The sequence below is a fragment of the Pectobacterium actinidiae genome (assembly GCF_000803315.1).
GTDB classification, from domain to species: Bacteria; Pseudomonadota; Gammaproteobacteria; order Enterobacterales; family Enterobacteriaceae; genus Pectobacterium; species Pectobacterium actinidiae.
On the sequence record NZ_JRMH01000002.1, the window covers coordinates 14,706 to 39,962 of the forward strand.

Here is a 25,257-nt window from a genome sequence, read left to right on the forward strand (position 1 = left end):
TATTCAACCGCTGCTTCATTACGCAAAAAGTAGAAAGGCCAGAGGTAAATAATCATTTGATTGCTTACCACTGGCCTCCCAACTACCTTTCTTCATATGTTTGTCTTTTCTACGATAACTTCCTTTCCCTTTTTCGTTCACTTCAATTCGTTGTCGAAACAGCGGATCATGTAGCAATGCCTCAATGGCGTTGTCCTGTATTTTCCCGCGTTTATGACGGTATGTAGTCATCATTGCTCCTAAGAAAGTCGGGTTGATATGTACATCAATAAAACGTGCAGAGTATATAGTCGAAATGGATAGATAGAAACAGGCAGGATATATTTTTCAGCTTACTTAGACACAGGTAATTGCTTACCATGTGTACTGATGCGAAAGCATGATTTATTTCAGATATAAAAAAACCGGGTTTCCCCGGTTTTTTTACGCTCTTACAGATTACTCTGCAGTAGCCACTTCTTCTGTCTGCGAAACTGAGCGATCAACGAGTTCGATGTATGCCATCGGCGCATTGTCACCAGCACGGAAGCCACACTTCAGAATACGAGTGTAACCACCGGCACGGCTCGCGAAACGCGGGCCCAGTTCATTAAACAGTTTTGCCACGATCTCGTTATCACGAGTACGGGCGAATGCCAGACGACGATTAGCAACGCTGTCGGTCTTGGCAAGAGTAATCAGCGGTTCAACAACGCGACGCAGCTCTTTCGCTTTCGGCAGGGTCGTCTTGATGATTTCATGACGAACCAAAGAACTAGCCATGTTACGGAACATAGCCTGACGATGGCTGCTGTTACGGTTCAGTTGACGACCACTCTTACGATGGCGCATGACCTTATCCTTCTCAGTAAAACCTTAACCTGTGATCTGGTTACTCATCAGCAATGCTTGCCGGTGGCCAGTTTTCCAGGCGCATGCCCAGAGACAGACCACGGGAAGCCAGTACGTCTTTAATCTCAGTAAGAGATTTTTTACCAAGGTTAGGCGTTTTGAGCAGCTCAACCTCGGTACGCTGTACCAGATCACCGATGTAGTGGATAGCTTCTGCCTTAAGGCAGTTAGCAGAGCGGACAGTCAATTCCAGATCGTCAACAGGGCGCAGCAGAATCGGATCGAATTCTGGTTTCTCTTCTTTAACTTCTGGCTGACGAACATCACGTAAGTCAACAAAAGCTTCAAGTTGTTCAGCCAGAATGGTGGCCGCACGGCGGATCGCCTCTTCAGGATCGATCGTGCCATTGGTTTCCATTTCGATGACTAGCTTGTCCAGGTCAGTACGCTGTTCTACACGAGCTGCTTCAACATTGTAGGCAATACGCTCTACAGGGCTGTAGCAAGCATCAACTAACAGACGACCAATCGGGCGCTCATCTTCTTCCGTATGAATACGGGCAGATGCCGGCACATAACCACGACCACGTTGAACTTTGATACGCATACTAATAGATGCATTTTCATCGGTCAGATGGCAAATTAAGTGCTGCGGCTTGACGATTTCGACATCACCATCATGGATGATGTCGGCTGCAGTCACAGGGCCAATGCCAGATTTATTCAGGGTAAGAATAACTTCATCTTTGCCTTGAACTCTCACCGCCAGCCCTTTCAGGTTGAGCAGGATTTCCAGGATATCTTCCTGTACGCCTTCTTTGGTGCTGTACTCATGCAGTACACCATCAATCTCAACCTCGGTCACCGCGCAACCTGGCATGGATGAAAGCAGAATACGGCGCAGTGCGTTGCCAAGAGTATGGCCGAAGCCCCGCTCTAATGGCTCAAGGGTCACCTTGGCGTGCGTCGAACTCACTTGCTCGATATCAACCAGGCGCGGTTTTAGAAACTCTGTCACAGAACCCTGCATTGTGTCCTCTCTTTGGTACTAAGCTTTACTTGGAGTAAAGCTCGACGATCAGGTGTTCATTAATGTCCGCAGACAGATCGGTACGTTCAGGAATACGTTTGAACACACCTTCCATCTTGGCAGCATCAACTTCCAGCCAAGTTGGCTTTTCACGCTGTTCAGCCAGCTCCAGAGCGGCTTTCACGCGAGATTGCTTTTTCGCTTTCTCACGGATGCTGACTACGTCATTCGGGGATACCTGATAAGAAGCGATGCTAACAACGCGACCGTTTACCATGATAGCTTTGTGGCTTACCATCTGACGTGCTTCAGCACGAGTGGCACCAAAACCCATACGATAAACAACGTTATCCAGACGACCTTCCAGCAGTTGCAGCAGGTTTGCACCTGTGTTGCCTTTCAGACGTGCAGCTTCTTTATAATAGTTACGGAACTGACGCTCTAGAACACCGTAGATACGGCGAACTTTTTGCTTTTCACGCAACTGTACACCATAGTCAGACAGACGCGGTTTACGCGCACCGTGCTGGCCAGGAGCTTGTTCAATTTTACACTTGGAATCGATCGCACGAACACCAGACTTCAGGAACAGGTCGGTGCCTTCACGACGGCTCAGCTTGAGCTTAGGACCCAAATATCTTGCCATTTTCTTTCTCCAACAATCCTAAAAGCGGCGTTATACGCGGCGCTTTTTCGGCGGACGACAACCGTTATGAGGGATCGGAGTCACATCAGTAATATTAGTGATGCGGAAACCAGCCGCGTTCAATGCGCGGATAGTAGACTCACGGCCCGGACCAGGTCCTTTAACCATAACTTCCAGGTTCTTAATACCGTACTCTTTCACGGCCTCTGCGCAACGTTCTGCAGCTACCTGAGCAGCGAACGGCGTAGATTTACGAGAACCACGGAAGCCGGAACCACCGGCAGTTGCCCAACCCAGCGCATTACCCTGACGATCAGTAATGGTTACGATGGTGTTGTTGAAAGAAGCATGGATATGAGCCACACCGTCAGAGACTTGCTTTCTTACACGCTTACGTGCACGAATAGGTGCCTTTGCCATTATTCAATCACCCCGATTATTTCTTGATCGGTTTGCGCGGACCCTTACGGGTACGGGCGTTAGTCTTGGTACGCTGACCGCGAACCGGCAGACCACGACGATGACGCAAACCACGATAAGTACCAAGGTCCATAAGACGCTTGATGCTCAGGGTAACTTCACGACGCAGATCACCTTCTACAACAAACTTGGCAACTTCGTCACGCAGCTTATCGATTTGCTCTTCAGACAGCTCACTGATCTTAACATCTTCGGCAATCCCTGTTGCAGCACAAATAGCCTGCGACCGGGTTTTACCGATACCGAAAATCGACGTTAACGCAATAACGGTATGTTTATGATCAGGAATGTTAATGCCTGCTATACGGGCCACTATGCACTCCTACAATTTTATACAGCAACACCATTCTGAAAAGCCCGTTTTCAGGATACTCAAATAATGTTGCAGCTACATACAAAAGATTGGCTGGCTAATCTAGCCAGCTCAACCCAACTTTGCAAGAAAAATATGCGAGATAATCAGCCTTGACGCTGTTTATGCTTCGGCTCGGCACTGCAGATCACGCGAACGACACCGTTACGCTTAACAATCTTACAGTTACGACATAATTTCTTGACGGAAGCACGAACTTTCATTTTTACTCTCCGTAACTTCTCAAGCTCACCTAATTAACGGTTATAGCCTTTCAGGTTTGCTTTCTTCAATGCAGACTCATATTGACTCGACATCATTAGAGTTTGCACTTGAGCCATAAAGTCCATGATGACGACAACAACGATCAATAAAGATGTACCGCCAAAATAGAAAGGTACTTTCATTGCGTCACGCATAAACTCCGGGATCAGGCAGATAAAAGTAATATACATCGCACCAATCAGAGTCAGTCGAGTCATTACTTTATCGATATATTTCGCCGTTTGCTCTCCCGGACGAATTCCTGGCACGAATGCACCGGACTTCTTCAGGTTATCTGCTGTTTCGCGCGGGTTGAAAACCAACGCAGTGTAGAAGAAACAGAAGAAGATGATTGCAGACGCATAGAGTAACACATAAAGCGGTTGTCCGGGCTGCAAATACAGCGAAATAGTTGTCAGCCAATTCCAACCGGTACCGCCCCCAAACCAAGATGCAATCGTGGCTGGGAACAGAATAATACTGGAGGCGAAAATTGCAGGGATAACCCCAGCCATGTTCACCTTCAGTGGTAAATGCGTACTCTGTGCTGCATAAACACGACGACCCTGTTGACGTTTTGCATAGTTAACGACGATACGGCGTTGACCACGCTCAACGAAAACAACGAAGAAGGTTACTGCAAACACTAAAACTGCAACCAACAGCAACAGGAGGAAGTGCAGGTCGCCTTGCCGAGCTTGCTCGATGGTATGGCCAATGGCCGGCGGTAGCCCCGCAACAATACCAGCGAAGATTATGATCGAGATACCGTTACCGATACCACGTTCCGTAATCTGTTCTCCCAGCCACATCAGGAACATTGTCCCGGTGACCAGGCTTACAACAGCGGTAAAATAGAAAGCAAAACCTGGATTTATCACCAAGTCTTGCATTCCAGGCATATTCGGCAAACCGGTAGCAATACCGATAGACTGAAATATAGCCAATACCAAGGTACCGTAGCGGGTATACTGGCTGATCTTACGACGACCAGCTTCCCCTTCTTTCTTTATTTCAGCCAACGCGGGATGAACCACTGTCAGCAACTGGATAATAATCGACGCCGAAATATACGGCATAATACCCAGTGCAAAGATAGAAGCACGGCTGAGAGCACCACCAGAGAACATGTTAAACATTTCAATGATGGTGCCTCGCTGCTGTTCAAGCAATTTGGCAAGCACAGTGGCATCAATACCAGGAATTGGGATAAAAGAGCCAATACGGAAAACAATTAGCGCACCGATAACAAACAAAAGTCTGCGCTTCAGTTCACCAACTCCGCCTTTAGCACTTTGAAAATCTAATCCTGGTTGCTTAGCCATCTGCTACTTATTCCTCAATTTTACCGCCAGCAGTTTCGATAGCAGCACGAGCACCTTTAGTGACACGCAGACCACGAATCGTTACCGGACGAGCAACTTCACCAGAAAGAATCACTTTCGCGAACTCAATCTGAATGCCAATAACATTAGCGGCTTTCAGCGTATTCAGGTCAACCACGTCGCCTTCTACTTTAGCTAAATCAGACAGACGAACTTCTGCCGTGATCATCGCTTTGCGAGAAGTAAAACCGAATTTCGGCAGACGACGATATAAAGGCATCTGACCACCTTCAAAACCACGACGCACGCCACCGCCAGAACGAGAGTTCTGACCTTTATGACCACGACCACTGGTTTTGCCCAGGCCAGAACCGATACCACGACCTAAACGCTTCGGTGCGTGTTTAGCACCTTCGGCCGGAGACAGAGTATTTAAACGCATCTGTTACTCCTCTACTTTAACCATGTAGGAAACCGCGTTGACCATACCGCGAACCGCAGGAGTATCCTCACGTTCAACTGTATGACCAATACGACGCAGACCCAGGCCAAGCAGTGTCGCCTTATGTTTCGGCAGACGACCGATTGCACTACGGGTTTGAGTAATTTTAATAGTCTTTGCCACGGTCATTACCCCAGAATTTCTTCAACGGATTTACCACGCTTGGCAGCGACCATTTCCGGGGACTTCATATTAGCCAAACCATCAATCGTTGCACGAACCACGTTAATCGGGTTAGTGGAACCATAGGCTTTAGCCAATACGTTGTGAACCCCTGCAACTTCCAAAACGGCGCGCATTGCACCACCGGCAATAATACCGGTACCTTCGGAAGCTGGCTGCATGAACACACGAGAACCCGTGTGAGCACCTTTAACTGGGTGCTGCAGGGTGCCGTTGTTCAGCGCGACATTCATCATATTGCGACGGGCTTTTTCCATCGCTTTCTGGATCGCTGCTGGAACTTCGCGAGCTTTACCGTAACCAAAACCAACGCGGCCGTTGCCATCACCCACTACAGTCAGTGCGGTGAAGCTGAAAATACGACCACCTTTAACGGTTTTAGATACGCGATTTACCGCGATCAGCTTTTCCTGCAGTTCGCCAGCTTGTTTCTCGATGTGAGCCATCTTACACCTCTACCTTAGAACTGAAGGCCAGCTTCACGGGCAGCATCTGCCAGTGCTTGGACTCGACCATGATATTGGAAACCGGAACGGTCGAAAGAGACATCTTTGATGCCTTTTTCTAACGCGCGTTCTGCAATAGCTTTACCTATTGCGCTTGCTGCGTCTTTATTACCGGTAGACTTCAGTTGTTCAGCGATAGCTTTTTCTACAGTAGAAGCGGCTACCAGGACTTCAGAACCGTTCGGTGCAATGACCTGCGCATAAATATGGCGTGGAGTACGATGTACCACCAGACGCGTCGCACCCAGTTCCTGGAGCTTGCGGCGTGCGCGGGTCGCACGACGGATACGAGCTGCTTTCTTATCCATAGTGTTACCTTACTTCTTCTTAGCCTCTTTGGTACGCACGACTTCGTCGGCGTAACGGACACCCTTGCCTTTATAAGGCTCAGGACGACGGTAGGCGCGTAATTCCGCAGCAACCTGACCAATAACCTGCTTATCAGCACCTTTCAGTACGATTTCAGTTTGGCTTGGGCATTCTGCAGTAATACCTGCCGGCAGTGCATGCTCTACTGGGTGAGAAAACCCAAGAGACAGGTTAACAACGTTGCCTTTAACAGCAGCACGGTAACCAACACCAACCAGTTGCAGCTTCTTAGTGAAGCCTTCGGTAACACCGATAACCATTGCGTTCAACAGAGCACGAGTGGTACCCGCTTGGGCCCATCCGTCAACGAAACCTTCGCGCGGAGCGAAAGTCAGAGCGTTGTCAGCTTGTTTCACTTCAACAGCATCGTGGATCTTACGACTCAGCTCGCCGTTTTTACCCTTAATCGAAACATCCTGACCGTTGAGTTTTACCTCTACGCCGGCAGGAATGACGACGGGTGCTTTTGCAACACGAGACATTCTTTCCTCCCGATTAAGCTACGTAGCAGATAATCTCGCCACCAAGACCAGCCTGGCGAGCTGCACGATCAGTCATAACACCTTTAGAGGTAGAAACAACTGCGATACCCAAACCGGCCATAACTTTTGGCAGCTCATCTTTTCTTTTATAGATGCGCAGGCCTGGACGGCTTACTCGCTGAATGCTTTCTACCACTGCCTTGCCCTGGAAATATTTAAGTTCTAATTCCAGAACTGGCTTGGTGTCGCCTTCGATTTTGAAATCTTCAATGTAACCTTCTTCCTTCAGCACGTTGGCAATTGCCACTTTCAGCTTGGAGGAAGGCATGGTGACCGCAACTTTGTTAGCGGCTTGACCGTTACGGATACGGGTCAGCATATCCGCGATCGGATCTTGCATGCTCATCTGTCTTTACTCCCGTGATTCAATTGGTGACAATTACCAGCTAGCCTTTTTCAGACCCGGAATTTCACCGCGCATAGCGGCTTCACGGACCTTGATACGGCTCAACCCGAACTTCCGCAGGAAAGCGTGCGGACGACCAGTTTGGCGGCAGCGATTACGCTGACGAGACGGGCTGGAATCACGCGGCAGAGTCTGCAGCTTAAGAACTGCATCCCAACGATCTTCGTCGGATGAGTTCACACCAGAGATGATAGCTTTCAATTCCTCGCGTTTAGCGCGGTATTTTTCAGCCAGTTTCACACGAACAACTTCGCGTGCTTTCATGGATTGCTTAGCCATTAGTAACCCTACCTTACTTGCGGAATGGGAAGTTAAAGGCGGCCAACAGCGCACGACCTTCATCATCGGATTTCGCAGTAGTGGTGATGGTAATGTCCAAACCACGAACGCGATCGACTTTATCGTAGTCGATTTCCGGGAAGATGATCTGCTCACGCACACCCATGCTGTAGTTACCACGGCCATCGAATGACTTAGCGGACAAACCACGGAAGTCACGAATACGCGGTACAGCAATGGAAATCAGACGCTCAAGGAACTCCCACATGCGCTCGCCACGCAGAGTCACTTTACAGCCGATCGGATAGCCCTGACGGATTTTGAAGCCTGCAACAGATTTGCGTGCTTTGGTGATCAACGGTTTTTGACCGGAGATTGCTGCCAGATCAGCTGCTGCGTTATCCAGCAGTTTCTTGTCAGCGATCGCTTCACCAACACCCATATTCAGGGTGATCTTCTCGACCCGAGGGACTTGCATGACAGAATTGTAGTTAAACTCAGTCATGAGTTTTTTAACTACTTCGTCTTTGTAGTAATCATGCAGTTTCGCCATCGTACTACTCCAAATTACTTGATAGTTTCGCTATTAGATTTAAAGAAACGGACTTTTTTTCCGTCTTCGAATCTAAAGCCTACACGGTCAGCCTTACCAGTTGCCGCATTGAAGATTGCAAGGTTAGAAACTTGAATTGCAGCTTCTTTTTCAACGATGCCACCTGGTTGGTTCAGGGCCGGAACCGGCTTCTGATGTTTTTTAACCAGGTTAATACCTTCAACAATGACCTTACTAGCAGACAGGACATTTTTTACTTTACCGCGCTTACCTTTATCTTTACCGGTTAGCACAATAACTTCGTCATCACGACGGATTTTCGCTGCCATGATTCGCTCCTTAAAGTACTTCTGGTGCCAGAGAGATAATTTTCATGAACTTCTCATTACGCAGTTCACGAGTTACCGGCCCAAAAATACGCGTACCGATAGGCTGTTCGCTGTTATTGTTTAAAATAACGCAAGCATTGCCATCGAAGCGAATGACAGAACCGTCCGGGCGACGAACACCCTTCTTGGTGCGCACCACTACCGCCTTCAGAACATCGCCTTTCTTCACCTTACCGCGAGGAATTGCTTCCTTGATGGTAATTTTGATGATATCGCCGACGCCTGCGTAGCGACGGTGCGAGCCACCTAGAACCTTGATACACATTACGCGACGTGCACCGGAATTATCGGCCACGTTCAGCATAGTCTGTTCTTGGATCATTTTAGTGCTCCGCTTGTCAACTACTACTCTAGGACCCTTTCGGGCCATTAAATACCCCATAATTGAGGGCGCAGCATTATAACACCGCTTCCTTGGTATGGGTAGAAAAAATAAACGGCCCTTTGCAGAGCCGTTTATCATAAGAGAAGAGCGCTACTTTATTACAGAATCGCTTTCTCTACAACGCGAACAAGTGTCCAAGACTTATTTTTGGACAGCGGGCGGCATTCGCGGATTTCAACCACGTCACCGATACCGCATTCATTGTTCTCGTCATGTACGTGCAGCTTAGTCGTACGCTTAATGAATTTACCGTAAAGCGGATGTTTCACAAAACGTTCGATAGCAACAACCATGGATTTCTCCATTTTGTCGCTTACAACACGACCTTGCAGAGTACGGATTTTATCGGTCATTACGCACCCGCCTTCTCAGTCAGTAAAGTCTTAACACGTGCAATATTATGACGCACTTGTTTTACCAGGTGAGTCTGTTGCAACTGACCACTGGCAGCCTGCATACGCAGGTTAAATTGCTCGCGCAGCAGGCCGAGCAGTTCAGTGTTCAGCTCTTCGACGCTTTTTTCACGCAGCTCATTTGCTTTCATTACATCACCGTCTTAGTTACAAAGGTGGTTTTGATAGGCAGTTTCGCTGCTGCCAGTTGGAATGCCTCACGGGCTAACTCTTCCGGCACACCGTCCATTTCATACAGGACTTTACCTGGCTGAATCAAGGCAACCCAATATTCCACGTTACCTTTACCTTTACCCATACGAACTTCAAGCGGTTTCTCGGTAATTGGTTTGTCCGGGAATACACGGATCCAGATCTTACCTTGACGCTTAACAGCACGAGTCATGGCACGACGTGCAGCTTCGATTTGACGAGCAGTCAGGCGACCGCGGCCAACAGCTTTCAGACCGAAAGTGCCGAAGCTAACATCCGTACCCTGCGCCAGACCACGGTTGCGGCCCTTGTGCACCTTACGGAATTTTGTACGCTTTGGTTGTAACATCAGCGACTCTCCTTACTTGCGGCCTTTACGCTGCTGCTTTTTAGGTTGAGCAGCCGGTTTTTCCGGTTGTTCAACGGCAGCCATACCACCCAGGATCTCACCTTTGAAGATCCACACTTTCACACCGATAACACCATAAGTGGTGTGCGCTTCGGAGGTGTTGTAGTCGATATCCGCACGCAGTGTGTGCAATGGAACACGACCTTCACGGTACCATTCGGTACGCGCGATTTCAGCGCCGCCAAGACGGCCACTTACTTCAACTTTAATACCTTTAGCGCCCAGACGCATGGCATTCTGTACCGCACGCTTCATAGCACGACGGAACATCACACGACGCTCCAGCTGAGAAGTGATGCTGTCAGCAACCAGTTTTGCGTCCAGTTCAGGTTTACGAACTTCTGCGATATTGATCTGTGCAGGTACGCCAGCGATATCCGCTACGACTTTGCGCAGTTTTTCAACATCTTCACCTTTTTTACCGATCACGATACCCGGGCGAGCAGTGTGAATAGTCACACGGATGCTTTTTGCCGGACGTTCGATAACGATACGAGAAACGGAAGCCTTCTCCAGTTCCTTCGTCAGGTATTTACGAACTTTAAAATCGCTGTCCAGGTTGTCAGCGAATTCTTTGGTATTCGCATACCAGGTAGAGTTCCAAGGTTTGACAATACCCAGGCGAATACCATTAGGATGTACTTTCTGACCCATTGCTAGTCTCCAGAGTCTCAGCGATCGGACACAACCACAGTAATGTGGCTGGTACGCTTCAGGATGCGATCCGCACGACCTTTAGCACGCGGCATAATGCGCTTCATGCTAGGGCCTTCGTCAACGAAGATTTTCGCGACTTTCAGATCATCAATGTCAGCGCCATCGTTGTGTTCTGCGTTAGCAATAGCAGACTCCAGCACTTTTTTAACCAGACCAGCAGCTTTCTTGTTGGTGTAGGTCAGAACTTCCAGAGCTTGCGACACTTTCTTACCGCGAATCAGGTCTGCCACCAGGCGAACCTTTTGAGCAGAAGAACGAGCGTGGCAATGTTTAGCGATAGTTTCCATCTCTTCCTCCTACCTTAGCGCTTCTTGGCCTTTTTGTCGGCCGCATGGCCGCGATAAGTACGAGTCGGCGCGAATTCACCCAGTTTGTGACCGACCATTTCATCGGAAACAAACACCGGAACGTGCTGACGACCATTATGGACAGCGATGGTCAAACCGATCATATTTGGAAAGATCGTTGAACGACGGGACCAAGTGCGCAAAGGCTTCTTGTCTCCGCTTTCCACCGCTTTCTCTACCTTCTTCAGCAAGTGCAGGTCAATAAATGGACCTTTCTTGAGAGAACGTGGCATGGTTTATCCTCTAAGATTATTTAGTACGGCGACGTACGATAAATTTATCAGTACGCTTGTTGCTGCGGGTCTTCTTACCTTTGGTCTGAACGCCCCACGGACTAACCGGGTGCTTACCAAAGTTACGACCTTCACCACCACCGTGTGGGTGGTCGACTGGGTTCATTGCCGTACCGCGAACGGTAGGACGAACACCACGCCAGCGTGCAGCACCAGCTTTACCCAGAACGCGAAGCATGTGCTCAGCGTTGCCAACTTCGCCCAGCGTAGCGCGGCAGTCGGATTCGACTTTACGCATTTCGCCAGAACGCAGACGCAGGGTAACGTAAGAACCGTCACGAGCAACGATCTGAACGTAAGCACCAGCAGAACGAGCCAATTGGCCGCCTTTACCTGGTTTCATTTCTACGTTATGAACCGTTGAACCGACTGGAATGTTACGCATAGGCAGGGTGTTACCCGCTTTAATCGCAGCATCAACACCAGATTGAATCTGATCGCCGGCTTTCAGGCCTTTCGGCGCCAGGATGTAACGACGTTCGCCGTCTTTGTACAGAACCAGCGCGATATTCGCAGAACGGTTCGGGTCATACTCCAGACGCTCAACAACCGCAGGAATACCATCTTTATTGCGTTTGAAGTCAATCAGACGATATTGCTGTTTGTGACCACCACCGATGTGACGGGTAGTGATGCGGCCATTGTTGTTACGGCCACCGGATTTGCTGTTCTTTTCCAGCAACGGGGCATAAGGTTTGCCCTTGTGCAGCTCAGGGTTAACCACTTTAACAACGTGGCGACGACCCGGAGATGTCGGTTTACATTTAACAACTGCCATTGTCTTTCTCCTCCGACTTACTCAGCGCCGCCGATAAAGTCCAGATTCTGGCCTTCTTTCAGGGTGACGTAAGCTTTTTTCCAGTCGCTGCGACGACCAATACGCTGTCCGTGACGCTTAACTTTCCCTTTAACTACCAGGGTGTTTACGTCTTTAACTTCTACTTCGAACAGTTTCTCTACAGCAGCAACGATCTCTGCTTTAGTCGCGTCTTTAGCAACTTTGAGAACGATGGTGTTAGTTTTTTCCATCGCGGTAGATGCTTTTTCAGATACGTGCGGCGCGCGCAGTACTTTCAGCAGACGTTCTTCACGGATCATGCCAGCATCTCCTCAACTTGCTTAACTGCATCAGCAGTCATAACGACTTTGTCGAAGGCGATCAAGCTAACTGGGTCGATACCTGCTGCATCACGCACGTCAACCTTGTACAGGTTACGCGCAGCCAGGAACAGATTCTCATCCAGTTCACCGGTGATGATCAACACGTCTTCCAGTGCCATTTCTTTCAGTTTCTGCGCCAGCAACTTAGTTTTAGGTGCTTCTACAGAGAACGTCTCGACAACGATCAGACGATCTTGACGTACCAGTTCGGACAGAATGCTTTTCAGCGCGCCGCGGTACATCTTTTTGTTAACTTTCTGACTGTGGTCCTGTGGCTTAGCAGCGAAGGTCACACCACCGGAACGCCAGATCGGGCTCTTAACAGAACCAGAACGCGCACGGCCAGTACCTTTCTGACGCCAAGGTTTTTTACCGGAACCAGTTACTTCAGCACGGGTCTTCTGGGCGCGAGTACCTTGACGGGCACCTGCTGCATAAGCAACAACAACCTGATGTACCAGCGCTTCGTTGAAATCACGACCGAAGGTAGTTTCGGAAACAGTCAGCGCGCTTTGCGCGTCTTTCAATACTAATTCCATTGCTATCTCCTCACGCCTTCACAGCTGGTTTAACGATCAGGTCGCTACCGGTAGCTCCCGGAACAGCACCTTTAACCAGCAGCAGGTTGCGCTCAGCGTCAACACGCACTACGTCCAGGCTCTGAACGGTTACACGTTCGTTACCCAGCTGGCCTGCCATTTTCTTGCCTTTAAACACTTTGCCCGGAGTCTGGTTCTGACCGATAGAACCCGGAACGCGGTGGGACAAGGAGTTACCGTGAGTAGCATCCTGAGTACGGAAATTCCAGCGCTTAACTGTGCCAGCAAAACCTTTACCTTTAGATGTACCAGTAACGTCTACTTTTTTAACGTCTGCGAAAATTTCGACACTGATGCTCTGACCTACAGTGAACTCTTCGCCTTCAGAGAGACGGAATTCACGCAGAGTACGGCCAGCTTCTACGCCAGCTTTAGCAAAGTGACCTGCTTCTGGCTTGGTAACACGGTTTGCTTTTTTAGCACCGGTAGTTACTTGCACAGCGCGGTAACCGTCGTTAGCCAGGTCTTTAACCTGAGTTACGCGGTTTGCTTCAATTTCGATAACGGTTACGGGGATAGATACGCCATCTTCAGTGAAGATACGGGTCATGCCCACTTTTTTACCGACTAAACCAATCATTGTTTCAACCTCTCAATCGCTCAATGACCTGATTAACCCAGGCTGATCTGCACGTCTACACCAGCAGCCAGATCCAGACGCATCAGAGCATCAACGGTTTTCTCGGTTGGCTCAACGATGTCAACCAGACGCTTGTGAGTGCGAATCTCGTACTGATCGCGCGCATCTTTATTGACGTGCGGAGAAATCAGAACGGTAAAGCGCTCTTTGCGGGTCGGCAGCGGGATCGGACCACGTACTTGCGCACCAGTGCGCTTAGCAGTCTCGACGATTTCCGCAGTTGATTGATCAATCAGACGATGATCAAACGCTTTCAGGCGGATACGGATTCTTTGGTTCTGCATGAGACCAGAGCTCCAATTATTTATAAACGTAAATGATTACTCCTCACACCCATTTCGATTGATGGGGGAGTGTAATCGTCAGCACATAACCCCCATATCGGGAGTATTGTTTTGGGCAATAAATGAATATTGACCATCTGATTCAGATTGAATCAGGCTTACCTAGTTTCGGTAAGCTCGCGCATTATACGCAAATTGGCCGGGAAAGCAACAAGCAGGATGAAATGATTTTAACGCGGCCGGAGCAATGTGCGCAGTCCGGCCGGATTGGGGCATAAAGTACATAGCAGAATACGATACTTAGTTACTCAGCTTTTAGCTGAGCTTGAAGATAGTTTTGTATACCAAGACGTGAAATCAAATCTAATTCCGTTTCCAGCCAGTCGATGTGCCCTTCTTCATCAGCAAGAATTTCTATCATTAAATCCCTGCTGACGTAGTCATGCACCGAATCAGCATAGGCAATTGCCTCACGTAAATTCTTTGCGCCATCCAGTTCAAGTTGAAGATCAGAACGTAAGATCTCTTCAACATCTTCGCCAATATTTAACTTACCCAAATCTTGTAAATTCGGGATGCCTTCAAGAAACAGAATTCGTTCGATGTAGCGATCAGCATGCTTCATTTCGTCAATAGACTCATGATATTCGTGATCGTTAAGACGGGTTAAGCCCCAGTTTTTAAACATTCGGGCATGAAGAAAATATTGGTTAATAGCTACCAGCTCGTTGCCCAATAACTTATTCAGGTGTGTGATGACTTTTTTATCGCCTTTCATGACATACTCCTCCGCTCCAGTTCTTAAAGTGTAGAACCGGTAAGCAGAGAGTCAAAAAAACAACCCTACATTTTATGCTACTTCATACATATCAGGAATTTTAGCCTGCTCTTCCTCAAAAATGACACGCGCCTGACGAATACACTTACCGCAATCCGTCCCGATAGGCACAAGTTTGCGTAATTGTTGCATAGATTGAGGTTGGTGCTGACGAACAGCATTACGAATGACTTTGTCAGAAATCGCGTTGCACAAACAAACATACATATCAGAATGACTCATTGTTATCACGAGTGTCTTTCACACAACCTTTCAGGACACTACAACCAGCATTTGAAACCGCTCCTAGCGATTTTTTAACCAACTCAATCATTGTAAATAAGAATTATTTTTATTTCAATTTCCATTTAATCATTGGGACGTAAAAAAAGGCACCGAAGTGCCTTTTTCATGCATTAAGCTTATCAGCGATTAAGCGATAACTTTAGCAACAACGCCCGCGCCTACTGTACGGCCGCCTTCACGGATTGCAAAACGCAAACCATCGTCCATCGCGATTGGGTGGATCAGGGTCACAACCATTTTGATGTTGTCGCCCGGCATTACCATCTCTACGCCTTCTGGCAGTTCGATGGTGCCCGTTACGTCAGTCGTACGGAAGTAGAACTGAGGACGGTAGCCTTTGAAGAACGGAGTATGACGGCCGCCTTCATCTTTGCTCAGGATATACACTTCGGATTCGAACTGAGTGTGCGGCTTGATTGAACCCGGCTTAGCCAGTACCTGACCACGCTCGATTTCTTCACGCTTGATACCACGCAGCAGAACACCTACGTTCTCGCCTGCACGACCTTCGTCCAGCAGTTTGCGGAACATTTCTACGCCAGTACAGGTAGATTTCGCCGTATCTTTGATACCAACGATTTCAACTTCTTCACCGACTTTAACGATACCGCGCTCTACACGACCGGTAACAACGGTCCCACGACCGGAGATGGAGAATACGTCTTCGATTGGCAGCAGGAACGGCTTGTCAATTGCACGCTCTGGTTCTGGAATATAAGAATCCAGGTGCTCTGCCAGTTCGATGATTTTTGCTTCCCACTCAGCTTCGCCTTCCAGCGCTTTCAGAGCAGAACCACGTACCACTGGCGTATCATCGCCTGGGAAGTCGTATTGAGACAGCAGCTCACGCACTTCCATCTCAACCAGTTCCAGCAGCTCTTCGTCATCAACCATGTCACATTTGTTCAGGAACACGATGATGAAAGGAACGCCAACCTGACGACCCAGCAGGATGTGCTCACGGGTCTGAGGCATTGGGCCGTCAGTCGCAGCAACAACCAGGATCGCGCCGTCCATCTGGGCAGCACCGGTGATCATGTTTTTCACATAGTCGGCGTGTCCCGGGCAGTCTACGTGCGCGTAGTGGCGAGACGGGGTATCGTATTCAACGTGAGACGTGTTGATGGTGATACCACGCGCTTTTTCTTCTGGTGCGTTATCGATCTGGTCGAATGCACGTGCGCTACCACCGTAGGTTTTAGCCAGAACGGTAGTGATTGCAGCGGTCAGCGTTGTTTTACCATGGTCAACGTGGCCGATAGTACCGACGTTAACGTGGGGTTTTGTACGTTCAAATTTTTCTTTAGACACGGCGATATTCCTTACTCAAATGCTCTCCCCCTATGGAGAGAGCACGGGATTTGTTTTAACCCTGAGGCTTATTTACCACGGGCTTCAATTACGGCCTGAGCAACGTTGTTAGGCGCATCATCGTACTTCAGGAACTCCATGGAGTAAGAAGCACGGCCTTTGGTCAGAGAACGCAGTTGAGTCGCGTATCCGAACATTTCAGACAACGGAACTTCAGCATGAATCACAACGCCAGTAACGTTGGATTCCTGACCACGCAGCATACCACGACGACGGCTAAGGTCACCGATGACGTCACCAGTGTTCTCTTCCGGCGTTTCAACTTCAACCTTCATGATCGGCTCAAGAAGAACAGGTTTTGCTTTCTTAAAGCCATCTTTAAAGGCGATAGAAGCAGCCAGTTTAAACGCCAATTCAGAGGAGTCAACGTCATGGAAAGAACCGAAGTGCAGACGCACGCCGAGATCAACCACTGGGTAGCCAGCCAGAGGACCTGCTTTCAGCTGTTCCTGGATGCCTTTATCAACGGCAGGGATGTATTCACCAGGAATTACACCACCTTTGATGTCGTTGACGAACTCGTAACCTTTTGGATTTGAGCCCGGCTCCAGCGGGTACATGTCGATAACAACATGACCATACTGACCACGACCACCAGACTGCTTGGCGTGTTTACCTTCGATATCGGTAACTTTCGCACGAATTGCTTCACGATAAGCAACCTGTGGTTTACCCACGTTTGCTTCAACGTTGAATTCACGCTTCATACGGTCAACGATGATATCGAGGTGCAATTCACCCATACCAGCGATGATAGTCTGGTTAGATTCTTCGTCAGTCCATACGCGGAAAGACGGGTCTTCTTTAGCCAGACGGCCCAATGCCAGACCCATTTTTTCCTGGTCAGCTTTGGTTTTCGGTTCTACCGCGATGGAGATTACCGGCTCAGGGAATTCCATACGCTCCAGAATGATGACGTTGTCTGGATCACACAGCGTGTCACCCGTCGTTACATCTTTCAGACCGATAGCAGCAGCGATATCGCCTGCACGAACTTCTTTGATCTCTTCACGCTTGTTAGCGTGCATCTGAACGATACGACCAAAACGTTCACGTGCTGATTTAACTGGGTTCAGTACGGTATCACCGGAGTTAACTACACCAGAGTACACGCGGAAGAACGTCAGGTTACCCACAAACGGGTCGGTAGCAATTTTGAACGCCAGTGCAGCAAACGGCTCGTCATCACTTGCGTGACGCTCAGCCGGCGTGTCTTTACCGTCATCCAATAGACCATTGATTGCAGGTACGTCAACTGGGGATGGCAGGTAGTCAACTACCGCATCCAGCATCGCCTGAACACCTTTGTTCTTAAATGCAGAACCACAGGTTACCAGGATGATTTCGTTGTTCAGAACGCGCTGACGCAGAGCTTTTTTGATCTCTTCTTCAGTCAGTTCTTCACCACCCAGGTATTTTTCCATCAGCTCTTCAGAAGCTTCTGCGGCGGACTCGATCAGGTTCTGGTGCCATTCGTCAGCCAGGTCCTGCATATCAGCCGGGATGTCTTCGTATTCGAAGGTCACGCCCTGATCGGCATCGTTCCAGTTGATGGCTTTCATTTTCACCAGGTCAACAACACCGGTGAAACCTTCTTCAGCACCAATTGCCAACTGCAGCGGAACAGGGTTCGCGCCCAGACGGGTTTTGATCTGACCAACAACTTTCAGGAAGTTAGCACCCATGCGGTCCATTTTGTTAACGAACGCAATGCGTGGAACTTTATATTTGTTTGCCTGACGCCATACGGTTTCAGACTGTGGCTGAACACCACCAACTGCGCAGTAAACCATTACCGCACCATCAAGTACACGCATGGAACGTTCTACTTCGATAGTGAAGTCAACGTGTCCCGGGGTGTCGATGATGTTTACGCGATGCGGTTCATACTGCTTAGCCATACCAGACCAGAATGCAGTAGTCGCTGCGGAAGTGATAGTAATACCACGCTCCTGCTCCTGCTCCATCCAGTCCATGGTAGCTGCGCCGTCATGAACTTCACCGATTTTATGGTTTACACCAGTGTAGAACAGAATACGTTCGGTAGTAGTGGTTTTACCGGCGTCGATGTGCGCACTGATACCGATGTTACGGTAGCGTGCGATGGGTGTTGTACGAGCCATTTGTATCCTCTATTTACTAGGGCGTTCAATTTAGTTAACCCAAGCGGGTTGGCTATTTTTAGCGCCCGCTTGGTTAGCATGACTACAGCGAAGGGATTACCAACGGTAGTGAGCGAACGCCTTGTTAGCTTCGGCCATACGGTGAACGTCTTCACGTTTCTTAACAGCAGTACCTTTGTTTTCTGCTGCATCAGAAAGTTCGTTCGCCAGGCGCAGAGCCATAGATTTATCACCGCGTTTACGAGCAGCTTCTACGATCCAACGCATTGCCAACGCATTACGACGAACCGGACGGACTTCTACTGGTACCTGATAAGTAGAACCACCAACGCGGCGCGACTTAACTTCGACAGTCGGGCGAACGTTGTCCAGAGCTACTTCAAAAGCTTCCAGATGATCTTTACCAGAACGCTGAGCCAGGGTCTCCAGCGCGGTATAGACGATTGCTTCAGCAGTAGATTTTTTACCATCTACCATCAGGATATTTACAAATTTGGCCAGCAGTTCTGATCCGAACTTAGGATCCGGCAGAATTTTACGTTGACCAATGACGCGACGACGTGGCATGGAAATACTCCGTTGTTAATTCAGGATTGTCCAAAACTCTACGAGTTTAGTTTGACATTTAAGTTAAAACGTTTGGCCTTACTTAACGGAGAACCATTAAGCCTTTGGCTTCTTCACGCCGTATTTGGAACGGGATTGCTTACGGTCTTTAACACCTGAGCAGTCCAGCGCGCCACGAACGGTGTGGTAACGCACACCTGGCAGGTCTTTAACACGACCGCCACGGATCAGGATCACGGAGTGCTCCTGCAGGTTATGACCTTCACCACCGATATAGGAGGTAACTTCAAAACCGTTAGTTAAGCGAACACGGCATACTTTACGCAGTGCGGAGTTCGGTTTTTTAGGGGTGGTAGTATATACACGGGTACATACGCCACGTTTCTGCGGGCATGCTTCCAGCGCCGGAACGTTGCTTTTAGCAGCCTTCAGGGAGCGTGGTTTGCGTACCAGCTGGTTAATCGTTGCCATTCAAAAAGCTCCTGGGTTTTGCTTCGTAAACACGTAATAAATCGCCTCATGTTTGCGCAGGGCAAAGTATGAGGACGCAGAATTTTAGGGCTGGCAGTGGAAGGAGTCAAGAAATATACAAAAATTCGGCGTTACCACGCGAGTTGCTGCGGGTGCTCCACTGTCAGTTGAACAAACTGATTATAGTCAATGAGTGTAACATTGTTTGAAATTTGTTCAGTCATTCCTCTTGCCGCTGTATCAGGCTGGAGCGCATAGAGAAGAACCGCTGACTCAAGAAGACGATGAATAATATCTCCACCAGCCAGCGCGGCGATAACACCATCTTGCAATAAGACCAAAGCATCACCCTGATCCAGACTGCGCAAAAGTGCATCCAGGTCAACGTGATAAGGGGAACGTGAGAGCGTATGCAGCATATAAGGGAGAGATCCGTCGCTAGAATGAAAGGATGGAATGATAATCGGCCAACTTGCGGCGCCATTCTTGCGGCGCTAACAGCTCTACATCCAAAACCCAGTTCGTATCTATACTTAACCCGCGCTGACGCACGGACGTCTCGCACAGGTAACAACAGTCGATATCGTACAACGGCAGCACACCAAACGTTGCGATGTAATTACGCATCAAAATCTTTTCCGGCTGTTGATGCGGCAGCAGTTGCAGTACGCCATCACCAACAAAAAATACGCCGATCTCTTCCGTCAGTGCTGACATCGCCAATAGCGCATCCAGCCCTTCCCGCCCGGAAGCACTCCCATGTGGAGAATGCGTAAAAACAAATGCGACTCGCTTCATCACGCTACCTTAAAACTGAATAACCCGATCGCAGGTCAGCACCGATTGTGCCAATTCACCTAGCCCGCTCAGTACAAAGCCAGGTTGCAGATTCGCTCCTGCAAGATTGAGCTGAGCGGCTTGCTGCGCGTCTGTCACGCCCCGTCGCAGCGCCGCAGCAACACAGACATTCAGCGCCACCTGATGTGTTTCGCCCAACTGCTGCCAGGCGCGTACAAGATCAAACTCATCATTAGCGGGTGATGTCAGTTGGTTAGCATTTAGCACACCTTCCCGATAGAAGAACACACTTTTCAGACTATGCCCTTCAGCTAACAGCGCCTGCGCAAACTGCAACGCGCTGCTCGCTTGCTGTGTGCCATAAGCCGGGCCAGTCACCAGCATGCAGTAACTCAGCATTAACGTTCGTGCCCGCTGAAGTCACCGCTTTTGAATTGACGGATATAAAGATAGACCGTGTGTTTGGAAATATTGAGGCGTTCAGCGACCTGGTTGATGGCGTCTTTAATATCAAAGATACCTTTCTCGTACAGGCTTAGGACGATTTGGCGATTTTTCGCATTATTGGAGACGTTGCGATCCGCATTGACTTCCTCAATAGAGAATTCCAACGTTTGTGCAACAAGGTCATCAACGGATGACGCAAAGTTAACAGAAGAGGCGGCATCATGCGTTTCAGGTGGAATAAAAGTCTGCACGATCTGGGAGAAAGGCACATCCAGATTCATGTTGATACACAGCAGCCCAATCACGCGCTGATCGCGATTACGGATCGCAATCGTCACTGACTTCATCAACACGCCGCTTTTTGCCCGGGTAAAATAGGCTTTCGACACGCTGCTATCTTCACCTGCCATGTCATGCAGCATGCGCAATGCAAGATCCGTAATCGGCGAGCCAATCTTCCTACCAGTATGTTCCCCATTCGCAATACGCACGGCGGAACATTTAAGATCCTCAAGCGAGTGCAACACAATCTCACAATGCTCGCCAATCAACATGGCCAAGCCATCAACCACCGCTTCATACGATTTCAGGATCTCATAGTCCGTTTGACTGAAAGGACGTTCATCCAGCAAATCAAGCTCATAAGATTCGCCAGATACAAGCGAATTAGACATGGCAGACACCACCCTCAACGTCATCTATTTATTTTGTATTGACAGGGGACATAGTCTAGCAAATGTCCACACTCGCGTCCCTGAATTTAACGGGCTACCTCTTAAGGTTGTATTAATTTAACCCCGCTAGAGTCAGCGTCTTCTTTCCTCTCCATAATGGAAATCACGAGAGACGTGTATGAAAAATCCAATACCGATGGGCAGACCACACCTGAGCAGCATCACGTTCGTGCTGATATTTTCTGCCTTTATTACTCTGGTCCAGAACATCGCCTACTACCGTCAGACGCTGCAACTGCTGGATATGACAGACTGGATCAGTATTCCTTTCTTTCTCAGCATGCCTGTGGTGATTTTCGCAGTGCTGAATATTATTTTCACACTGCTGGCAGTACCTTATCTGCGCAAGGCCGTGATTGTTTTCTTCCTGCTATCCGGCGCTGCTGCGCAATACTTTATGCTGAATTACGGCATTATCATTGACCGGACCATGGTCCAGAATATCCTGGAGACAACAGCCAGCGAGTCCTTTTCACTACTTACGCCGCAGCTTGTCGCCTGGATATTCTTTATTGGTGTCATTCCCGCAGCACTCGCCATGTGGATAAAAATAAAACCCGCCAAGCCAACAACGCTCTATATTGGCCTGCGCTTTCTCAGCGTCATTATTTCATTATTCGCCATTTTATCTGTCGCGGCATTCTTTTATAAAGATTACGCCTCGTTCATGCGTAATAACAAAGAGTTGGTCAAAGCGATTACGCCCAGCAATATTGTGGCGGCCAGCTTGTCCTATCATAAACATAGCGCTCTGGCTAATTTACCCCTGGAGCAAATTGGTCTTGATGCTCATAAAGTGTCGCCATCGTCCCCGACGGCAAAAAAGAACCTGGTTATTCTGGTCGTAGGAGAAACCTCACGAGCGCAAAATTTTTCGCTGGGAGGCTACGGGAAAGAGACTAATCCGCTGCTGGCAAAGGACAACGTTGTTTATTTTGAAAACACGTCGTCGTGCGGTACATCAACAGGCGTTTCCGTTCCCTGCATGTTTTCCAATATGCCGCGCCAAAGCTTTAATGGTGATGTAGCCAGCCATCAGGAAGGGCTTCTGGATATATTACAACGGGCAAAAGTTAACGTGCTCTGGCAGGAAAATGATGGCGGCTGTAAAGATGCCTGTACGCGTGTACCAACGATTGATGTGACATCGCTGAAATTGCCGGGACTATGCGCCAACGGCGAATGCCACGATGAAGCGTTATTCCACGGCGTCGAAGACTATATTAATAAGCTCGATAACGACGGAATTATCGTATTACATACAATAGGCAGCCACGGCCCGAGCTATTACCAGCGCTACCCTGACGCCTTTAAGAAATTTACCCCAACGTGTGATACCAATCAGATCCAAACCTGTACGCAGGAAGCGCTGACTAACACCTATGACAACACGATCCTGTATGTCGATTTTGTTCTGGATAAAGCGATCAACCTACTGAAACAACATCAGGATAAATTTAATACCTCACTGGTTTACCTGTCTGACCACGGTGAATCGTTAGGGGAAAGCGGCATCTACCTGCACAGCATGCCCTACTCTATTGCACCGAAGCAGCAAACGCACGTGCCGATGTTAATGTGGTTATCAACGGGTTATCAGCAACAGCACGCCATTCAGGACACCTGCCTGCGCCAGAATGCGAAGCAGTTGGATTACTCGCAAGATAATCTTTTCCATACCATACTGGGGATGTTTACTATCGCCACGAAAGAATATCAGCCTCAGCTTGATATCCTTCAGCCGTGCAGGGATAAGGCAACATGAAATTATTGATTGTTGAAGACGATAAGCTGTTGCAGGAAGGATTATTATTGGCGTTGAGTCATGAAGGTTATGCCTGTGATTGCGCAGGCACTGCCAAAGAAGCGGACGCCCTCATCAGCAGCGCGCATTACAGTCTGGTTATTCTCGATCTTGGCTTACCGGATGAAGATGGGCTCACCCTACTCTCACGCTGGCGTAAGAATCATTACCAGCATCCCGTACTCATCTTAACCGCGCGGGATAAGGTTAACGATCGCGTCAGCGGGCTGGATGTCGGCGCAGACGATTACCTTGCCAAACCTTTCGCGCTGACGGAATTACAGGCGCGCGTACGCGCGCTGATTCGCCGCAATCAGGGTTCAAGCAACAGCAAAATACAGGTCGACAACATTACGCTGGATTTAAACAACCAACAGGTGTTGCTGGACGATAAGCCGGTGGTACTGACGCCGAAGGAGTTTGCGATCCTGTCCCGCCTGGTGCTGAAAGCCGGCTCTCAGGTGCACCGAGAACTTCTGCATCAGGATATTTATGCCTGGAACGACGATCCGTCCTCCAATTCGCTAGAAGTGCACATCCATAATCTGCGTCACAAGATAGGGAAAGACCGCATCCGAACCCTGCGAGGCTTTGGCTATCTGCTGACGAAAGGTGAACAACCATGAAGGGCGATACCGACGCCGTCACCAGCATGCGTCGTCGTTTAGTGCTGGCCTTGGGCGGCATCTTGCTCGTCTGCCAGATGATTAGCGTATTCTGGCTTTGGCACGAAAGTGAAGAGCAGATTGGCCTGCTGGTTGATAAATCCCTGAGCGCCAGCGCCCAGAACCGGCAGATCGATCAAGAGATCAATGAGGCGATCGCCTCGCTCAGTATCCCAAGTTTGGTGATGGTCATCCTGACGTTGCTCATGTGTTTTCAGGCCGTCAGTTGGATCACCCGCCCACTTTCCCGCTTGCAGGAAGAATTACAGGATCGCACCGCTGAAAATCTGGAGCCGCTGCCACAGCAGAGCGACATTAAAGAAATCGCTGCTGTCACCCATACTATCAACCAGCTTTTTCAGCGCCTGGACGAAACGCTGAAACGCGACAGGCAATTTACTGCGGATGTCGCTCATGAATTACGAACCCCGTTAGCCGGAATTCGTCTGCACCTTGAACTACACCAACAGCAACATCAGATTGATTGCAGTTCGCTTATCAAACGCATTGATAAAATGGTGAAAACGGTGGAACAGCTTTTGCTGCTTGCCCGTGTCGGACAGGAGTTTTCGGCGGGCCACCACCAGCATGTCGCGTTCCTGCAAGACGTCATTTTTCCCATGCAGGATGAGCTGGCCGAGATGCTGCAAAAACGTCAGCAGACGCTGAAATGGATATTGCCGCCAGACGATATCACTCTGCGTGGTGATGCCACGTTACTCCAGTTACTGCTACGCAACCTGGTAGAAAACGCCTATCGCTATAGCCCAGAAGCAAGCCAGATCACCGTGAGCCTGAACACGCTGCGACATATTGAGCTACAGATTGAGGATGAAGGGCCAGGGATAGACGAAAGCAAGGTCGGTGAATTGAGTAAGGCATTTGTGCGCATGGACAGCCGCTATGGCGGTATCGGCCTCGGGCTGAGTATCGTCACGCGCATTGCTCAGTTGCACGATGGGAAATTGTTCCTCAGTAACCGATCACAAGGTTCCGGCGCGCTCGCTCGCGTGGTGCTCACCGCCCCTGACGACTACCCGGATGAAGCCTGAAGAAC

General features: G+C 49.0%; 42 protein-coding genes. 3 read left to right on the plus strand and 39 right to left on the minus strand.

The features are described from left to right. Window positions 1-18: 18 nt before the first annotated feature. From KKH3_RS17570 to KKH3_RS17760, 39 genes are all read right to left on the minus strand, one after another. Entirely contained in the window at window positions 19-231 is a 213-nt protein-coding gene (locus tag KKH3_RS17570) for an alternative ribosome-rescue factor A (RefSeq protein WP_039362749.1), read from the minus strand. A 207-nt stretch (window positions 232-438) separates the two neighbouring features. Continuing rightward, on the minus strand, window positions 439-831 hold the full coding sequence (rplQ, locus tag KKH3_RS17575; protein WP_005970246.1) for a 50S ribosomal protein L17: 393 nt from the start codon (window positions 829-831) through the stop codon (window positions 439-441). A 40-nt stretch (window positions 832-871) separates the two neighbouring features. Next, a complete protein-coding gene (locus tag KKH3_RS17580) occupies window positions 872-1,861 on the minus strand; it encodes a DNA-directed RNA polymerase subunit alpha (protein ID WP_005970247.1) in 990 nt (329 codons plus the stop codon). Window positions 1,862-1,886: 25 nt separating this feature from the next. Then, on the minus strand, window positions 1,887-2,507 hold the full coding sequence (rpsD, locus tag KKH3_RS17585) for a 30S ribosomal protein S4 (RefSeq protein WP_010286047.1): 621 nt from the start codon (window positions 2,505-2,507) through the stop codon (window positions 1,887-1,889). A gap of 30 nt (window positions 2,508-2,537) precedes the next feature. Then, window positions 2,538-2,927: a 30S ribosomal protein S11 gene (gene rpsK / locus KKH3_RS17590; RefSeq protein WP_002919257.1), complete on the minus strand. Its 390-nt coding sequence runs from the start codon at window positions 2,925-2,927 to the stop codon at window positions 2,538-2,540. Between the two features lie 16 nt (window positions 2,928-2,943). Continuing rightward, a complete protein-coding gene (rpsM, locus tag KKH3_RS17595; protein ID WP_010286058.1) occupies window positions 2,944-3,300 on the minus strand; it encodes a 30S ribosomal protein S13 in 357 nt (118 codons plus the stop codon). Window positions 3,301-3,446: 146 nt separating this feature from the next. Then, on the minus strand, window positions 3,447-3,563 hold the full coding sequence (rpmJ, locus tag KKH3_RS17600) for a 50S ribosomal protein L36 (RefSeq protein ID WP_002227352.1): 117 nt from the start codon (window positions 3,561-3,563) through the stop codon (window positions 3,447-3,449). Between the two features lie 33 nt (window positions 3,564-3,596). Then, entirely contained in the window at window positions 3,597-4,928 is a 1,332-nt protein-coding gene (gene secY, locus KKH3_RS17605; protein WP_010286083.1) for a preprotein translocase subunit SecY, read from the minus strand. A gap of 7 nt (window positions 4,929-4,935) precedes the next feature. Further along, window positions 4,936-5,370, minus strand: a complete 435-nt coding sequence (gene rplO, locus KKH3_RS17610; protein WP_010286086.1) for a 50S ribosomal protein L15 — start codon at window positions 5,368-5,370, stop codon at window positions 4,936-4,938. A gap of 3 nt (window positions 5,371-5,373) precedes the next feature. Then, window positions 5,374-5,553 (minus strand): 50S ribosomal protein L30, encoded by a 180-nt coding sequence (rpmD, locus tag KKH3_RS17615; RefSeq protein WP_004846568.1) that lies wholly within the window; start codon window positions 5,551-5,553, stop codon window positions 5,374-5,376. Window positions 5,554-5,558: 5 nt separating this feature from the next. Continuing rightward, window positions 5,559-6,059, minus strand: coding sequence for a 30S ribosomal protein S5 (rpsE, locus tag KKH3_RS17620; protein WP_005970257.1), 501 nt, complete (start codon window positions 6,057-6,059; stop codon window positions 5,559-5,561). A 14-nt stretch (window positions 6,060-6,073) separates the two neighbouring features. Then, window positions 6,074-6,427, minus strand: a complete 354-nt coding sequence (gene rplR, locus KKH3_RS17625) for a 50S ribosomal protein L18 (protein WP_010286111.1) — start codon at window positions 6,425-6,427, stop codon at window positions 6,074-6,076. A gap of 9 nt (window positions 6,428-6,436) precedes the next feature. Further along, entirely contained in the window at window positions 6,437-6,970 is a 534-nt protein-coding gene (rplF, locus tag KKH3_RS17630; RefSeq protein ID WP_005970259.1) for a 50S ribosomal protein L6, read from the minus strand. Window positions 6,971-6,983: 13 nt separating this feature from the next. After that, window positions 6,984-7,376, minus strand: coding sequence for a 30S ribosomal protein S8 (gene rpsH / locus KKH3_RS17635; RefSeq protein ID WP_005970261.1), 393 nt, complete (start codon window positions 7,374-7,376; stop codon window positions 6,984-6,986). Between the two features lie 33 nt (window positions 7,377-7,409). Beyond that, complete coding sequence (gene rpsN / locus KKH3_RS17640) at window positions 7,410-7,715, minus strand: 30S ribosomal protein S14 (RefSeq protein ID WP_010286114.1); 306 nt, start codon at window positions 7,713-7,715, stop codon at window positions 7,410-7,412. 13 nt (window positions 7,716-7,728) lie between these two features. After that, window positions 7,729-8,268, minus strand: coding sequence for a 50S ribosomal protein L5 (gene rplE / locus KKH3_RS17645; protein WP_005970265.1), 540 nt, complete (start codon window positions 8,266-8,268; stop codon window positions 7,729-7,731). Window positions 8,269-8,282: 14 nt separating this feature from the next. Then, complete coding sequence (gene rplX / locus KKH3_RS17650) at window positions 8,283-8,597, minus strand: 50S ribosomal protein L24 (RefSeq protein WP_005970267.1); 315 nt, start codon at window positions 8,595-8,597, stop codon at window positions 8,283-8,285. A gap of 10 nt (window positions 8,598-8,607) precedes the next feature. Next, window positions 8,608-8,979 (minus strand): 50S ribosomal protein L14, encoded by a 372-nt coding sequence (gene rplN / locus KKH3_RS17655; protein ID WP_000613954.1) that lies wholly within the window; start codon window positions 8,977-8,979, stop codon window positions 8,608-8,610. 161 nt (window positions 8,980-9,140) lie between these two features. Then, the gene (rpsQ, locus tag KKH3_RS17660; RefSeq protein WP_010286161.1) at window positions 9,141-9,395 is read right to left on the minus strand and encodes a 30S ribosomal protein S17; all 255 of its coding nucleotides are present in this window, start codon (window positions 9,393-9,395) and stop codon (window positions 9,141-9,143) included. Beyond that, window positions 9,395-9,586: a 50S ribosomal protein L29 gene (gene rpmC / locus KKH3_RS17665; RefSeq protein ID WP_005970272.1), complete on the minus strand. Its 192-nt coding sequence runs from the start codon at window positions 9,584-9,586 to the stop codon at window positions 9,395-9,397. Before rpmC ends, rpsQ begins: the two co-directional genes overlap by 1 nt. Continuing rightward, window positions 9,586-9,996 carry a 50S ribosomal protein L16 gene (rplP, locus tag KKH3_RS17670; protein ID WP_005970273.1) on the minus strand — a complete coding sequence of 137 codons (411 nt, stop codon included), beginning with the start codon at window positions 9,994-9,996 and terminating at the stop codon, window positions 9,586-9,588. The genes rpmC and rplP overlap by 1 nt, the downstream gene beginning before the upstream one ends. A gap of 12 nt (window positions 9,997-10,008) precedes the next feature. Next, a complete protein-coding gene (gene rpsC / locus KKH3_RS17675) occupies window positions 10,009-10,710 on the minus strand; it encodes a 30S ribosomal protein S3 (protein ID WP_005970274.1) in 702 nt (233 codons plus the stop codon). Window positions 10,711-10,727: 17 nt separating this feature from the next. Further along, window positions 10,728-11,060 carry a 50S ribosomal protein L22 gene (gene rplV, locus KKH3_RS17680; protein ID WP_005970275.1) on the minus strand — a complete coding sequence of 111 codons (333 nt, stop codon included), beginning with the start codon at window positions 11,058-11,060 and terminating at the stop codon, window positions 10,728-10,730. Between the two features lie 14 nt (window positions 11,061-11,074). Further along, entirely contained in the window at window positions 11,075-11,353 is a 279-nt protein-coding gene (gene rpsS, locus KKH3_RS17685) for a 30S ribosomal protein S19 (RefSeq protein WP_004929772.1), read from the minus strand. Between the two features lie 16 nt (window positions 11,354-11,369). After that, window positions 11,370-12,191, minus strand: coding sequence for a 50S ribosomal protein L2 (gene rplB, locus KKH3_RS17690; protein WP_010286179.1), 822 nt, complete (start codon window positions 12,189-12,191; stop codon window positions 11,370-11,372). A 17-nt stretch (window positions 12,192-12,208) separates the two neighbouring features. Then, complete coding sequence (rplW, locus tag KKH3_RS17695) at window positions 12,209-12,511, minus strand: 50S ribosomal protein L23 (protein ID WP_005970277.1); 303 nt, start codon at window positions 12,509-12,511, stop codon at window positions 12,209-12,211. Then, window positions 12,508-13,113, minus strand: coding sequence for a 50S ribosomal protein L4 (gene rplD / locus KKH3_RS17700; protein ID WP_039362752.1), 606 nt, complete (start codon window positions 13,111-13,113; stop codon window positions 12,508-12,510). The genes rplW and rplD overlap by 4 nt, the downstream gene beginning before the upstream one ends. 10 nt (window positions 13,114-13,123) lie before the next feature. Next, window positions 13,124-13,753, minus strand: coding sequence for a 50S ribosomal protein L3 (gene rplC / locus KKH3_RS17705; RefSeq protein ID WP_010304941.1), 630 nt, complete (start codon window positions 13,751-13,753; stop codon window positions 13,124-13,126). Window positions 13,754-13,785: 32 nt separating this feature from the next. Then, window positions 13,786-14,097 (minus strand): 30S ribosomal protein S10, encoded by a 312-nt coding sequence (gene rpsJ, locus KKH3_RS17710; protein ID WP_001181005.1) that lies wholly within the window; start codon window positions 14,095-14,097, stop codon window positions 13,786-13,788. Between the two features lie 304 nt (window positions 14,098-14,401). Beyond that, on the minus strand, window positions 14,402-14,875 hold the full coding sequence (bfr, locus tag KKH3_RS17715) for a bacterioferritin (protein ID WP_010286186.1): 474 nt from the start codon (window positions 14,873-14,875) through the stop codon (window positions 14,402-14,404). A gap of 72 nt (window positions 14,876-14,947) precedes the next feature. Further along, a complete protein-coding gene (bfd, locus tag KKH3_RS17720) occupies window positions 14,948-15,142 on the minus strand; it encodes a bacterioferritin-associated ferredoxin (RefSeq protein ID WP_005970281.1) in 195 nt (64 codons plus the stop codon). 204 nt (window positions 15,143-15,346) lie between these two features. Continuing rightward, entirely contained in the window at window positions 15,347-16,531 is a 1,185-nt protein-coding gene (tuf, locus tag KKH3_RS17725) for an elongation factor Tu (RefSeq protein WP_010277443.1), read from the minus strand. A gap of 68 nt (window positions 16,532-16,599) precedes the next feature. Continuing rightward, window positions 16,600-18,714: an elongation factor G gene (fusA, locus tag KKH3_RS17730; RefSeq protein WP_039362755.1), complete on the minus strand. Its 2,115-nt coding sequence runs from the start codon at window positions 18,712-18,714 to the stop codon at window positions 16,600-16,602. A gap of 96 nt (window positions 18,715-18,810) precedes the next feature. Beyond that, window positions 18,811-19,281, minus strand: coding sequence for a 30S ribosomal protein S7 (gene rpsG / locus KKH3_RS17735; protein WP_009111198.1), 471 nt, complete (start codon window positions 19,279-19,281; stop codon window positions 18,811-18,813). 96 nt (window positions 19,282-19,377) lie between these two features. After that, a complete protein-coding gene (rpsL, locus tag KKH3_RS17740) occupies window positions 19,378-19,752 on the minus strand; it encodes a 30S ribosomal protein S12 (RefSeq protein WP_005969567.1) in 375 nt (124 codons plus the stop codon). A 131-nt stretch (window positions 19,753-19,883) separates the two neighbouring features. Continuing rightward, window positions 19,884-20,171, minus strand: a complete 288-nt coding sequence (tusB, locus tag KKH3_RS17745) for a sulfurtransferase complex subunit TusB (protein ID WP_039362758.1) — start codon at window positions 20,169-20,171, stop codon at window positions 19,884-19,886. A 19-nt stretch (window positions 20,172-20,190) separates the two neighbouring features. Then, window positions 20,191-20,550, minus strand: a complete 360-nt coding sequence (tusC, locus tag KKH3_RS17750) for a sulfurtransferase complex subunit TusC (protein WP_039362760.1) — start codon at window positions 20,548-20,550, stop codon at window positions 20,191-20,193. A 9-nt stretch (window positions 20,551-20,559) separates the two neighbouring features. Beyond that, window positions 20,560-20,949 (minus strand): sulfurtransferase complex subunit TusD, encoded by a 390-nt coding sequence (gene tusD / locus KKH3_RS17755; RefSeq protein ID WP_039362762.1) that lies wholly within the window; start codon window positions 20,947-20,949, stop codon window positions 20,560-20,562. Continuing rightward, window positions 20,949-21,671, minus strand: coding sequence for a helix-turn-helix transcriptional regulator (locus tag KKH3_RS17760; RefSeq protein ID WP_010296984.1), 723 nt, complete (start codon window positions 21,669-21,671; stop codon window positions 20,949-20,951). The genes tusD and KKH3_RS17760 overlap by 1 nt, the downstream gene beginning before the upstream one ends. A gap of 178 nt (window positions 21,672-21,849) precedes the next feature. Here KKH3_RS17760 and eptA point away from each other — a divergent pair, with 178 nt between their 5' ends. From eptA to pmrB, 3 genes are read left to right on the plus strand one after another with little or no spacing between them, the layout of a single operon-like run. Next, window positions 21,850-23,496, plus strand: coding sequence for a phosphoethanolamine transferase EptA (gene eptA / locus KKH3_RS17765; RefSeq protein WP_039362764.1), 1,647 nt, complete (start codon window positions 21,850-21,852; stop codon window positions 23,494-23,496). Further along, the gene (gene pmrA, locus KKH3_RS17770; protein WP_039362766.1) at window positions 23,493-24,161 is read left to right on the plus strand and encodes a two-component system response regulator PmrA; all 669 of its coding nucleotides are present in this window, start codon (window positions 23,493-23,495) and stop codon (window positions 24,159-24,161) included. Before eptA ends, pmrA begins: the two co-directional genes overlap by 4 nt. Next, entirely contained in the window at window positions 24,158-25,252 is a 1,095-nt protein-coding gene (gene pmrB, locus KKH3_RS17775; RefSeq protein WP_039362768.1) for a two-component system sensor histidine kinase PmrB, read from the plus strand. Before pmrA ends, pmrB begins: the two co-directional genes overlap by 4 nt. The last annotated feature ends 5 nt before the right edge of the window (window positions 25,253-25,257 follow it).